Below are 13,641 nucleotides of genomic sequence, written 5' to 3' on the forward strand. Positions count from 1 at the left end.
CCTTCGTACAAAACTTTAAGACGATGAAAATCAATAAAATATATTTCATTTTTGCCATTGCCGCTCTGTCCATGAGTAGCTGCCAAACCTTCCAAGAGTTGGAAACCAACCCCAACGTTCCTGCAAGCTCACCTGCAAACTTGGTATTCAATGGTATCCTTAATAGCATGACCGAACGTCCTTGGGGCAAAGACACCCGTTGGAATCAGTTTTATACCATCAATTATAACTATTACGGCAACAACGAATACGACTGGACTACGTCGGGCACTTATTTTGACGCGCTTAAAAACGTGGTAAAAATGGAGGAAGAAGCCAAAAAATCGACGGGAAAAGACTTAAATCCGTACGCGGCACTGGGTAAATTTTTTAAGGCTTACTTCTTCGTGTGGATGACGCAACGCCTCGGCGACCTCCCCATGAATGAAGCACTGAAAGGCACCGAAAATACCAGCCCTAAATACAATACGCAAAAGGAAATCTACGCGCAAGCGCTCAAATGGCTCGATGAATCAAACGATGACTTGACCAAATTGATTGCCGCAGGAGATATTTCATTGCAAGGCGATATTTACTTGAGCAACAATCTTCGGGCTTGGCAAAAAGTGGTAAATACCTTCAAACTACGCGTGCTGGTTTCGTTGAGCAAGAAAGAAAGCGACGCAGAGCTAAACATCAAAGGTAAATTTGCCGAAGTAATCAACAATCCTGCTAAATACCCAATCATGACGGGAATGGCCGACAATATGGCCTACAAGTACAATGCTACGTACAACAAATACCCCATCAACCCCGACAATTTCGGGTTTGATGCCACGCGCCAGCAAATGTCAACGACCAACATAGACCTCCTTAAAGCGACCCAAGACCCGCGTCTTTTCTACATTGCTGAGCCCGCAGAAGCCCAGTTGAAAAAAGGCCTCGCCCAAACTGACTTCGCCGCATTTGTGGGTGCGAATCCCGCCGAAAGCTTGGATGATATGTCAACAAAAGCACTGGCTGGACAGTATTCGTACATCAACCGTAACCGTTATTACAAAAACTATTCTCCCGAAGCAACCATCCAAATCGGCTACATCGAAATGTGTTTCAACATTGCCGAAGCCGCCAACCGGGGCTGGGTTACGGCAAACGCCGAAGATTGGTACACAAAGGGAATTCAGGCTTCTCAAGGATTTTTTGAGATCAAGAACGGGGAAAATAGTGTCGTATTGGAAACCCGCAACGGAGCCAATGCTTCGTTGGCATCTTATACCATCAAATTTAATTTCGCCGACTTTTACGCCCAACCTTCGGTAAAATACGCTGGCAACAACGCAAAAGGATTGGAACAAATCAACAATCAAAAATACCTTGGCTTTTTTATGAACTCAGGGATGGAGGCCTTCTACAACTGGCGTCGTACTGGTTTCCCAGCCAATTTTGCCAAGGGCGGGCCAGGAACCGGCAATTCTGGCGTCATTCCGCGCCGTTGGTTATATCCAAACTCAGAGCGTATCTACAACGAAGCCAACTATAAAACTGCGGTACAAGCTCAATTCGGCAAAGCTACTGAGAGCATCAATGATGAGCTTTGGCTTTTGAAATAATTTTTTTAATAGGTTAAGAATGCACAATAAAGTGGGAGATTGTTTATCTCCTGCTTTATTTTTTTTGTTAATAAACTCCTGACCATATATGCGTTTCTTTTTTTCCTTTTCCCTTATACTTTCCCCCCTTTTGCTAACGGCTCAACTCCGTACAATCAAAACCCTTCAAGTACCGAGCCGAGCTGAGTATTGCAAAATTGACACCACAGGGGGCTACTCAGTACTGCCCAGTGGGCGGCGGGTTACGCCCGTAGGCATTACCCTCCGCATCACCAACGACCCTTTTGGACTGGCTGTCAGTCCTGATGGGCGGCGGGTCGTGGCACTACACAGCGGCGCGGTTTCACTCATTGATGCCGAACACCCACGCCACGCCCTTCGCATTCCCGATTATGCCAAAACGTTGGCCGACCCTTTTAAAGGTGCCACGTTTTTGGGCGCTGCCTTTGCGCCCGATTCCAGAATTGTGTATTTGAGCGGCGGAGACAAGGGGAATGTCGTCATTTTTGACACCGAAAAAAAGGAGAAAATTGACGATATTTCACTCAACCAACCCGTTAACGGTCAGCAATTTGAAGAAAGTTTTACATCTGACTTAGTAATAAATTCCGCTAAAAATGAGCTATTGGTACTTGACCGGGCGCATTTCAGAATGGTGCGGATTGATTTGGCCACCAAAAAAATCACGGCTTCCATTCCCGTAGGGCGGCAGCCGTTTGGACTTTCGTTAAGTCCCGACAAAAAATACGCATTTGTGGCCAACGTCGGCTTATATGAATATCCACTTGTGCCGGGCGTAACGCCCAAAAACAAAGACACCATGATGCTGAAGTTTCCGCCTTACGGCACCTTCACCAAAGAATCTATCGAGGGCCTAGAAGTGGAAGGGCGGAAAATCCCAGGCTTAGGCAGCCCACTCGTACCCGAAGCCATGAGCGTTTGGATGGTAAACTTAGCCACCAACAAAGTCACGGGAAAATTTAAAACTGGACATCAGATCGGAGAAATGATTGAGGAAGCCGAAATAGTGGGCGGAGCAAGCCCCAATTCCGTTGCCGTCGGAAAACGCTTTGCCTACGTTTCCAACGCCACCAATGATAATATTTCAATTATTGACTGCCAAACGCGCAAAATCGCGGGACATATCGCGCTGAAAGTACACCCAAGCATTGACAAGTACCGAGGATTGATGCCCTTTGGGATAGCCCTTACCCAAGATGAAAAAACGCTATACGTGGCCCTTTTGGGCTTCAATGCCGTAGCGGTGGTTGATTTGACCACCCGTCGCGTAAAGGGATTGATTCCTACGGGTTGGGGACCAACCAAAGTAAAACTATCGCCCGATGAGAAAAACCTTTATGTGGTCTCTGCCCGGGGTTTGGGCGCAGGTCAAAACGGTGGTAGCGACTTTGTAAAACCAGACCGGGGAACCTACATCGGCGACATTCAACTCGGGACATTCCAAAAAGTTACGCTCCCAGCACCCACCGAATTGAAAAAATGGACACAACAAGCCATCGACAATACCTTTGAGACCGTATCAGTCACCGACGACGGCAAAAACCCCCTCCCTCCTCTGCCCGGCTCACGGACAAGTCCCATCAAATACATTGTGTACATCACCAAAGAGAACCGCACGTACGATGAAGTCTTGGGGCAGCTTTCCAAAGGTGACCCAACGCTCGCTCGCTACGGAAAAAATGTGACAGTAACGACAAAGACGGACACTTTGCGTCAGGTAGATGTGATGCCCAATCACCTGCGTATTGCCCAACAATTTGCGTATTCTGATAATTTTTACTGCGATTCGGATGCATCCATTCACGGCCACCATTGGATGATGGGCGTCATCCCCAACGAATGGGTCGAAGCCAATTCCAATCACTCTTCGAGCTTCAATGCATTCTCTAAAGCACCCGGACGGCGCTTTCCAAAAGCAACGGGCGGAATTGACCCCGAAGACTACAACGAAACTGGCGGACTATGGGAAGCCTTAGAACGCAAAAAAATCCCATTTTATAATTTTGGGGAAGGAAATGAGTTTGCCGCCGTTGCGGAAGAATGGAACCATTTTGAATACGGCGCACGACAGCCCGTAGTGTTTCCTCTGCAAAAAGCTGTTTTTGAACATACCTCGCGCAACTACGCGGGTTTTGACATGAACATTCCAGATTGGCTCCGAATGGACCAGTTTGAGAAAGAGTTTACCGAAAAATGGCTGAGTCCGCAAAAGGGCAAAAAAGTAGATTTGCCCCGACTGATTGTCCTCCAACTTCCCAATGACCACGGCGCGGGCGTCCGTCCAGAAGCAGGCTTCCCGTACCCCCATTCTTTTATGGCCGATAATGACATTTCATTGGGCCGAATTTTACAATTCCTTTCGCATACGCCGTATTGGAAAAATATGCTCGTTGTTATCACCGAAGACGACCCGCAGGGAGGTGTTGATCACATCGACGCGCACCGCTCGGTATTGATGCTGGCGGGCCCCTACGTAAAGCGTGGGCACGTATCGCATACCCACGCCAATTTTGGGTCCATTTTGAAAGTAGTTTATAATACACTGGGCGTGCCCTACGTCAACCAATACGACGCCACGGCCTCCTTACTTCAGGATTTTTTTACGGACAAACCCGATTTTACGCCGTATCAAATGCTGATTCCTGACAAACGCATTTATGATGTAGACAAAGCGATGGAGATTTACAAAAAAACGTACGACTGGAAAACCGCCAAGCCTGGCCCTAAAATGGATGACCCCAATGAGCAGCGCAAGGAGCATTATCGGCAGCAGAATAACTAAGGCCGCAGTGGGTGAAATAACACCCACTGCCTCTCAATTTTGACATAAATAACTACTTTTACTTCTCTAAATAAACACCAATATGCCTTCATCCATCACCGAAATTCGTCAATTATTTGAGTCACAAGGCGATGAACAATACTATGGCGAAGACGTAAGTCAACTCGAACACGCCGCACAGGGGGCTGATTTGGCCCGCAAAGGCGGCTTTGACAAAGAAGTACAGGCAGCGGCTTTTTTGCACGACATTGGCCATTTGATGCCTGCCGAAAAAGAAGAAGAACTCATGGAAATGTATGGCCGCAAAGACCATGAAGAAGTGGCCGCCGATTGGCTGCGCGACCAGGGCTTTCCCGAAAAAGTATGCATTCTTGTCGCCAATCACGTCAATGCCAAGCGTTATTTGACCTACAAAAACCCCAAATACTTCGCGGGGTTGTCCGACGCGAGCCGCAAGACGCTCGAATTTCAGGGTGGCCCCATGCAAGCCGAAGAAGCCAAAGCCTTTGAACAAAACCCTTATTTTGAGCTTATTATCCAAATGCGCCGCTGGGATGAGGCCGCCAAAGTAACGGGATTGCCCAAACCTGATTTAGAAAAATACTTAAAATTGTGCGAGGAGGTGTTGGGGTGAGGAGATATTCTCCCCCACATTTTATCTCCAAATCTTTTTCCATTTCATCGTATTACCACCAGTTTATGGGTAATCCTTTTGCCTAAACCTGCGTCTATTATCACTAAATACATTCCCGTAACTATGTTTTCTAGGCCTATTTCCACTTGGGATGCGTTATTCGACAAGAGATACTGTCCGATTATTTGGCCTATTGAATTGTATATTAACAACCGAGAAGCTGGTTCGAACGGAACTTTCGAAATGACCGTAAAATGGGTTGAAGCAGGATTGGGATAGAGGTAGGATTGATTGTTAACAAACGAAGGCGCTATCGCCAAAAGGGGCGAACGCAACGCCCACAGTTGTTTTCCCATGCTCCCTGCCTCCGCAATACATAAAAGACGCTTACCGTCAATGACAAAATAACGAGAAGGAAAAGAGCTCTCGACTGAGGGTTGTAAGTCGTCGAGTACGCGGCTGTTTTCGGGAGTCCCGTCGGTGGTCCAGGGCTCTACGCCTCCCTGCATATCAAAGCTACTGACAATTAAATTGTTATTAAAAACGCCCCAACCTTCTTCGCCGTTATTTTCAACATCTCGCACGTAGGCCAATTGGGTTGCTAATGAATCGGCGGTATAAAGCATGATGGGAGGATATCCAGTTTTGGAAGCCATCAATGCCTTACGCCCGTTAAAGGTTAACGGGCGCTGGTTTAAAACAAAATCGCCCAGTTTACGTACTTCTGTCTGACGAATCAACCATGTCTGAGGGATTCTGCCATCCCATGACAAATAAAGGTCTCGACCATCCTGAAAAAATGAAAACACCCGAGTGTATCGATCATCTTGCGGCAGCAAGAGACTCGTTTCTAAGGTTTTAAGGTTTATTCTTTTACAATTTTGCCCTACAATGTAAAGCTCTCCTTCGTGTACAATCACCTTATCAGAATATGCCAATGTCGGTAATTCAGTAACCGAGGCCGCACGTGGGTTAAGCGCAAAAAAACGGCCATTGTCCAACTGAAAGGCGGCCATCTCATCTACCATAAATATCTCCACTATCTGCCGGGCACCACCCGCCATCACCTTCCTCAAAGTGAGTGAATTTTCATTTACAATGGCGGCATCTAATATCCGCGTTGGAGTGGCCGCGGATGTATAGGTAACGAGAACATCCGTTTTGAGCGCCTGTACACTAAACCCACCGAACAACGAGCGGCTTACCTCTTTGGTCCCATCTAAAGTCCCATCGGTAGCCATTAGGGCAATGGTAGGTTCTCCGATACTGAAATCAAAACGAATAAAGCGATTGTAAAATACTTTGTTTGAGGTGGCCGCCCACGTTTGCTGAGGTATTACCCCTCCCCCTTCCAGCACCGTTAATTTTCCCTCAAAATCAACACAATACAACGTTGAGCTCACCTTAATCAGCACTTTGTTAGATAATTGCCTGAAATCAATCCCCCAATTGTCATTGCTTCCAACCTTAAAATCAATGACATTATTGCTGTTGCTATCATAAATAAACGAAACGTGAGGATGAAGAAACATTCGACGTTTTTCGCGAATAATCACTTTCATAGGTTCCATTCGCGGCCCCATAAAACGTTTTAATTCCCTCGTTCCCACGGGCGTTCCGTCACTTACCCAAATGGCACTTTCATTTGAACCAACCTGAGTTTGTAGGTATAAAAACGTGCCATCTTGATACGTTGAAAGCACTTTTGATACTGAAAGACTCGGTATATCTTTTACTTTGGTGGTTCCGCCGATGGTTCCATCGGTTATCCACAGGGACGTTGATGCAGTGGCGGTGGCTTCATCACGCGTCAGGAAAAAAACTTTTTTACCTACCCGTATTATTTCAAAATTATCATTCCCGACGGTTTTGATGTTTTTGACAATGTAAGACTTGAGCGTCGCAATATCGGTTTTGTACAACTCTGTATCGCCACTCACATCCAAACGTCCTGAATGAACGATCGCATCTGGCAGTAGTTCGTAATAGGACAGCGCGACGGATACCTCTGCCAATTTCTCATCCTTTAAATTATACCATTTCGGAACATCAACGGCGGTGCTTCCGCCCACTAAAAGAGAATTCCCCACCTTTTTGAGCGTTGTAATAACATCAGGAATCACTTTCCAAGCATCGGCCACCTCAGTAGTTCCTGCTTTTTCAAAGTCGCGGATGACCAGCGCTCCCTTCTTTGAAATACCGTAGAATTTGGCATCAATCCACAAAAAGTTGCTTACTAAAGCTGGCAGAGCGGTTTTATCAATTGTTCGAAAGTTATACCCATCGGTACTTTCTAACAACCGCACCGAAGGGCTATCGAAGTTGATGTGTTCTACAATCTGAATCTTATCCTCCTTTACCCGCATTTCTATCACGCCGCTAAGGCTAAGAGAAGTATTAGGATTGGCAAATCCCCTGGCGTAGACCACTTCGGCAGTAGCAGGGTTATTATTTTTAATCCGAACTATATGCCCATCATTGAATGCATTGCAGTAATAATACAAATAATCACGCCAAACAAACATTTTCGGTTCTGAGGAAAAACTGCCAAAATACCCCACCCGTATCGTCCCTGTGGTCGTACCGTCCGTTTGGAACACCGCCGAGCGTCCTCTGTTATTGAAGTACATTTTGCCATTATGAGGAAAAAAGCCAGCCCCACTTTTTCCCAATCCTAGGTCGGCGAGTTGGGTACTGCCTGAGGTGGAAGGATTAAGAACCCATATCTTTTGGGCCTGATCGGCAATGTAAAGTTGACCATTAAGCGGCATCAATTCTGTGATGGCAACACCCCACTGCGCCAGACGCGCGGTGCCGTTTGGCGTTCCGTCACTTTGCCACACAGCACATTGGCCATCGGCTTGTAAAGACGTAAAATAAAATTTCCCATCCGCCACCACCGTTGGATTGATGGTGAGGTCGTTGGCATAGTAAAGACCCGAACCAGCGCCAGGCACCACGTCTTTTAAGAGCTGAGTGCCCGTTTCGGTTCCGTCGGTCACCCACCATTCATCTCCCTGCTGATTTGTATTGGCAATAAAAAATATCTTATTTTCGAGCCGCACGAATTTGCGCGGATTGGAAGATGCATTGGCCAGATGTTTTACCGCAGTTAATTGATTTTGAGCGTATAACGCCCCCCCAACCAACCATAAAAAAGAGAGCAAAAAAAAGCGGTATTTCATGGCTCAATACTTATTTATTTTTTTAGAAGCCCACCGCTTCCCATCCGTCACCCAAACAATGTACATTCCTGTGGGCAGGTGCGAAACATCAATTCCATCCACTTGCTCAGTTGAAGGCAATGACTTTTCCATAATCAACCGTCCATTTATATCAAAGATTTTAAGGTACATAGATGCTCTTTTAGCGTCTGTGATACGAATTGATACAATTTTACTAACCGGATTCGGAAATACATTTAATGAAAATATCGGTTCGGGCGTTTTTATCGCCAGCACTGGAGGGGTTACATTCCAAAGTTGCCGACCTTGGTCACCACTGAATGCCGAACACACTACTATATTTCCCATCACCCTCAAGTCTTTAGGGTTTGAACTAAGTGCCCCCGTTCTTAAATCCGCCCATTGTCTGGTTCTTTCGGGGGTTCCTTCGGTGAGCCAAAGTTCATTGCCTCCAGCTTCATTTTCGGCGGCAAAAATTAACATTCCAGCAAAAGCCTGTTCGGGAACCACCTGATTGGTGGGTAATGATTTCAGCAATGTCGTCTGCGTAGGAGATTCTACCAGAAATATTCCATTTTGTCGGCCGCTGCTGTTTTGTGTATAACCCTGAAATCCTCTCTTTTCAATCAAGTCCGTGAATCGGGTTGTAACAAAGAAACTTCCTAATTGTTGGGCTTTAAGACTGTCTATTTCCCAAGTTTCAGGGGTTGGGTCGGCAAATGAAACGTACATTTTTGGGGCCTGCAAAAACGTGCGCCCATTCTGATAAAATTTTGCTGGCAATAACCTACTGAGTGAATCTTTGGCTGGAAGAACTTTCCAGACATTGCTTCCCACAACGTACAACGCTGACCCACTGGTAACAAACTTAGGGTTTTGCGAGTCGGCAGCGTCGCCTTTCAGGAAACGAATGGTTTTGGCAGTAACATCCAAGAGCGCCACATTGAGGCGATTGGGGGCCGTCACAACAGCTAGGGTGTAGGTATTCCCCGTTTTTTGCACGCCCCGTACCGTTGTAAAATCAAACGGCCCCATTTCTTGCGCACGTTGGCCGTTAGCATCCACAAAAGTCAGAAAGCTGTTGATTTTTCCACCAGAAGTTACTTCTGTACGGTGGATAAAAATTCCATCGGAGACTTTAAACATAGCCGTTGCCGAAGGAATTTCCATTAACTCACGCGGGGCTTCAGACGCAGAGGCTCCAGTCATGACGCCCAGCTTTCCCGACGTTTTCAGCCGTAAGTAGAAAAAACGCGCCCCCATCCCCAAGGGTGCCACCATTGAGTCAACCGTGAAAAGGGTACGATTTTCAAGCGTGGTAAGCGACAGATTTGCATCTACCACGGTCACTGACTTTTCATCAAACAACAACACTTTATTGTCGAGCGCCAACGTCTTTCTATTTCCCGATACAGTATTGATGGTAGAAGAACGTATAAGTCTCAATCCACTAAAGTCCACTTTATAATACGACAGAGAACCAAACCAAAGTAATAGTTGATTATCAACCGAATAAACGTAAGGTCGATCTTGCGCATTGGTAATACTTCCCAGCAAATTTGTACCAGCGGCGGTTCCATCGGTCACCCATATATAACGATTATTGCTTTGGTCGACGTACGAAAACAACGCCCGCTGCCCATCCGAATAGATCAATCCTGAAGCGGCGGCGTTGAGAAGAAGGGTCGGTGAGTTATTTAGAACTTTTATGGTCTGACCAGCAGTCAGGCCATCGGTTTTGTTGAGCGTAATTCCTGGCCCAGCATCATCGCCAATATAGTATAATTGCGTACCCAACATAAACTGCGGGATTTCATTATCTTCTACCTGTTGTAGATTCCCCCTCACTTTAAAATTCAGTCCGTTCAAATCTGCCCCATATAAGTTAACATTCCCTTTGGCCGTAGTCCCTCCTGAAAGAACCAACGAATTGTTAAATTCGAGGATTTGAGACACGAAAACGTTACGCGGAGTAATTTTTCGGGTGGCCCCATCAAACAGGTAAAGTTGACCACGAAAATCAGCTGACTTGACAAAATAAGCCACTGAATTATTGCTCAACTTTTTGGCACGGGCAACATCTAGTCCCGATAAAGTCCAGTTAATGTAGGTCTTTGTGGTGTCTCCCGAGGTCAAATCCATCGCGGTGAGGAATGTTTGCGACGCGTAGTAAAGGGTATTTCCCGATACCTCTACACCCGAAATAGAGCCTAAAGGAGCCGTTTTTGTCAATACTCTGCGAAACGTACGACCGTCAGTGGTATTCTGAACGATAAACTGATTTAAAACGGAGCTACTGGGATTGGGAAACTCGATAAGTTGAAACTCATTGTCAATGATTCGAGAAGTCATTCCGCGAAAACGTTCTTGTAACGACACAGGAAAAAGGTTCACGGGTGGAATCAAGACTTCAGTAGTTGCGGTGGTTCCACGGGTCTTGATTAGCACTTTATCATTTTGGCTATTGTATACGTAGACATCCCCTTTATACACGTTATAGAGTGGCTGCCCAAGGCGAATACGTTGTGCAAAAAGGCGCTGATTGCCAGTAGTAGTTCCATCAGCACGCCATAGCTCATATTCTCCAAGCTCGTTGTAGGTGAAGTATAATTGATAGTCTAATACGGGGGGGACATTGGTATCTAAGTAATAATCAGGCAGTACAAAAGTGATTGACCCACCAGGATTGCTTACTCTCCTTTTGGTTTTAGTCGTAATATCAAGGTAATACAGCGCGAAGTTTTCAATTACGTAAAACTTATCCTTTTGCGGTGTGGGCCTGAATTGCTCTATGATGCCCTCGTAAGTATATATCTTTAGAGTACCGTCGGTAGTACCGTCCGTTTGCCAAAGCTCTGACTGGTTAAGGGCATTCTTTGTCAGAAAATATAAAATTCCATTGGCAACCACTATACTCCGCTCCACTTCAAGCAAAGAAGTAGTAAGATTTCTAACCAACGTGGTTGCCACGCCCGGAGCAATATCCTTCAGTAATTTTGTACCCGTATCTGTTCCGTCAGTCACCCACCACTCGGCACCATATTCTTTTGTATCGGCAATAAACAACAATTTATCCCCCAATCTATGAAAAGCGCGGGGGTTGGAAGAGGATCCTGTTCGGTGCTGAATGGCTGAAAGTTGTTGTTGAGACTGCGAAGTAAACCAACAACCTAATAAAAGGAGGCTGAAAATAGTGTGTTTAATCATGGCTAAAATAAATTACGCTGCAATCAGCGTAATTTATTTTATTTCTCCAATAGCATTGCCCCAAAAGAATACCCTCCACCAAAAACGGTAATGACGATTCGTTCTCCTTTTTTAAAGCGTTCCCAATTTTCGGAAAGACCGATGGCGCAACCCGCGCAACCCGTGTTTCCTAAATACTGAATATTAGAGATAAGTTTGTCTTCAGAAAGGCCCAACGTATTCATGACGTTCATACTGATACGTAAATTGGCTTGGTGAGGCAATACATAATCGACGTCCTGCACCGTAAGTCCGCACCGCTCCAACACCTGTAAACTTGCCTTAGGCATGTACGTACAGGCATTGATGAACACATCCCGCCCAAAAGGCATAATCACCCCACGCTCGTTGGGACGAAGCACCACGGCTTCGGTGGCTTTTCCGCTGGTAGCCGCGCCACCGGTGAGCAAGGCGCGTATTTCCAAATCTTCTTCGCTGCTGCGCTCTTTGGTGATTAATAACGCCGCCGCGCCATCACCCCACAAATGCCCCGAAACGGTGTCGGTTTCGTTGTAATAACCCGTGTTGTGTTCCGACGTGATGACCAGCGCTTTGGTGGCTTTGTTCATGGCAAAGTACCCTTCCACTACTTCAATCGCATTGAGCAACGACGAACAAGCCGACGAAATCGTGACGACGGGGATATCAGGAATTTCCAGAAAATGCTGGGCCGCGTGTGCTAATGTTACAATTGTATCGTATGAAGTATAAGTAGCGCCTACAATTAAATCTATTTCACTCGCAGGAATTTCAATTTTATCAAGTAATGCCTTCACCGCTTCTACTCCCATGGTGTGAGAGTTTTCGGCAGAGGCAGCTTTACGACGGAGTTGAATTCCGGTACGCTGTACAATCCATTCGTCCGAGAGGCCGTTCAGCTTGGTAAAATGTTCGTTGTCAACAACTTGCTCGGGCAGGTAGTGACCAACTTGGTGAAGAAACATACTGTGGTTGGTTTAAACCGAAACTTTTAAAGCCGAAAGTTAAACATTTCCTAGAAATCATATCACACTATATTGAAATCTTACAACAAAGTCATCATAATTTACCATTTTACTCCATACCTTTTTCCCAACTACCCTCAAAAAATAGCCTTATTTTCTACCAATAAATAAAATCTATTCACAGAATGACGCTTCGTTCCGGAATGTACCGTATTTTTGCCCGATACTGAAAACCGAGGTCAATGCTTCCAACCAAGTTATTACTTGTTGTTCCCTGTTACAACGAAGAAGAAATTTTACTGAAAACCCACCGTACTCTTCAAGAATATTATACGCATCTGGAAGCAGAACGGCTCATTGCGCCAGAAAGTAAGATATGTTTTGTAAACGACGGCAGTCGCGACCGCACATGGCAACTCATCGAAACTATTTGCCAGAATGATCCAAAAAGTATCGGCATAAAACTTTCCCGTAATTTTGGTCACCAAAGCGCTATTTTGGCAGGTTTGACACACTATACCAACGATTACGATTGTTTTATTACCATCGACGCAGATTTGCAGGACGACATCGCCGCCATTGGCAAGATGCTCGAACAACATCGCGACGGGGCGATGGTGGTCTACGGAGTCCGCGATGACCGCAGCAATGACAGTTGGTTTAAACGCACCACTGCCGAGTCATTTTATACCATGATGCGCTGGATGGGCGTGCCCGTCGTGTTTAATCACGCCGATTTTCGGTTGATGGACCGCCGTATACTGGAAGAATTTGCGCATTTCAAAGAAGTAAACCTTTTTTTAAGGGGCATTATTCCGCTGATTGGCTTTAGGTCGGAAAAAGTTTTTTACAAACGATTGGAACGAGAAGCGGGAGAAACCAAATATCCACTCAAAAAGATGTTACTTTTTGCCTGGAACGGGGTCACTTCTTTTAGTACGTTTCCTATGCGGCTTGTGCTTTATTTCGGTCTTTTCAACTTTTTTATCGCTATGGCAGTCAGTGTATACATCGGTATTTCGTACTTGTACGGGAGTACTGTGGCGGGCTGGACCTCAATAGTATTACCCATGACCTTTTTTAGCGGTGCCAACATGATTGCCATTGGATTGATTGGCGAATACGTTGGCAAGATTTATGAGGAAGTCAAAGGAAGGCCCCGGTACATTATTGAAAAGGTTGTGGAAGTGTCAGAAGTAAGAAGTGAGAAGTGAGAAGAACAAATTGCTTTGGAGGTTTT

At 45.8% G+C, this 13,641-nt stretch carries 7 protein-coding genes; 4 read left to right on the forward strand and 3 right to left on the reverse strand.

Going from position 1 to position 13,641, the window contains the following annotated elements:
• Nucleotides 1–23 precede the first annotated feature (23 nt).
• From GVN20_RS08040 to GVN20_RS08050, 3 genes are all read left to right on the forward strand, one after another.
• Nucleotides 24–1,589, forward strand: a complete 1,566-nt coding sequence (locus tag GVN20_RS08040; protein ID WP_166557815.1) for a SusD/RagB family nutrient-binding outer membrane lipoprotein — start codon at nucleotides 24–26, stop codon at nucleotides 1,587–1,589.
• 88 nt (nucleotides 1,590–1,677) lie between these two features.
• Nucleotides 1,678–4,392, forward strand: coding sequence for a YncE family protein (locus GVN20_RS08045; protein WP_166557816.1), 2,715 nt, complete (start codon nucleotides 1,678–1,680; stop codon nucleotides 4,390–4,392).
• 82 nt (nucleotides 4,393–4,474) lie between these two features.
• Complete coding sequence (locus GVN20_RS08050) at nucleotides 4,475–5,026, forward strand: phosphonate degradation HD-domain oxygenase (RefSeq protein ID WP_166557817.1); 552 nt, start codon at nucleotides 4,475–4,477, stop codon at nucleotides 5,024–5,026.
• Nucleotides 5,027–5,070: 44 nt separating this feature from the next.
• On the opposite strand, the gene GVN20_RS08055 is transcribed toward GVN20_RS08050, so the two are convergent.
• The 3 genes from GVN20_RS08055 to GVN20_RS08065 are packed head-to-tail and all read right to left on the reverse strand — an operon-like array spanning nucleotide 5,071 to nucleotide 12,401.
• The gene (locus GVN20_RS08055) at nucleotides 5,071–8,211 is read right to left on the reverse strand and encodes a T9SS type A sorting domain-containing protein (protein WP_166557818.1); all 3,141 of its coding nucleotides are present in this window, start codon (nucleotides 8,209–8,211) and stop codon (nucleotides 5,071–5,073) included.
• A gap of 3 nt (nucleotides 8,212–8,214) precedes the next feature.
• Complete coding sequence (locus tag GVN20_RS08060; RefSeq protein WP_166557819.1) at nucleotides 8,215–11,418, reverse strand: T9SS type A sorting domain-containing protein; 3,204 nt, start codon at nucleotides 11,416–11,418, stop codon at nucleotides 8,215–8,217.
• Nucleotides 11,419–11,456: 38 nt separating this feature from the next.
• Nucleotides 11,457–12,401 carry a 3-oxoacyl-ACP synthase III family protein gene (locus GVN20_RS08065; RefSeq protein WP_166557820.1) on the reverse strand — a complete coding sequence of 315 codons (945 nt, stop codon included), beginning with the start codon at nucleotides 12,399–12,401 and terminating at the stop codon, nucleotides 11,457–11,459.
• Nucleotides 12,402–12,643: 242 nt separating this feature from the next.
• Between GVN20_RS08065 and GVN20_RS08070 the strand changes: the two genes are divergently transcribed.
• Complete coding sequence (locus GVN20_RS08070) at nucleotides 12,644–13,615, forward strand: glycosyltransferase family 2 protein (RefSeq protein WP_166557821.1); 972 nt, start codon at nucleotides 12,644–12,646, stop codon at nucleotides 13,613–13,615.
• Nucleotides 13,616–13,641: the final 26 nt, after the last annotated feature.

The organism is Runella sp. CRIBMP, from assembly GCF_009905605.1.
Classification (GTDB): Bacteria; Bacteroidota; Bacteroidia; order Cytophagales; family Spirosomataceae; genus Runella.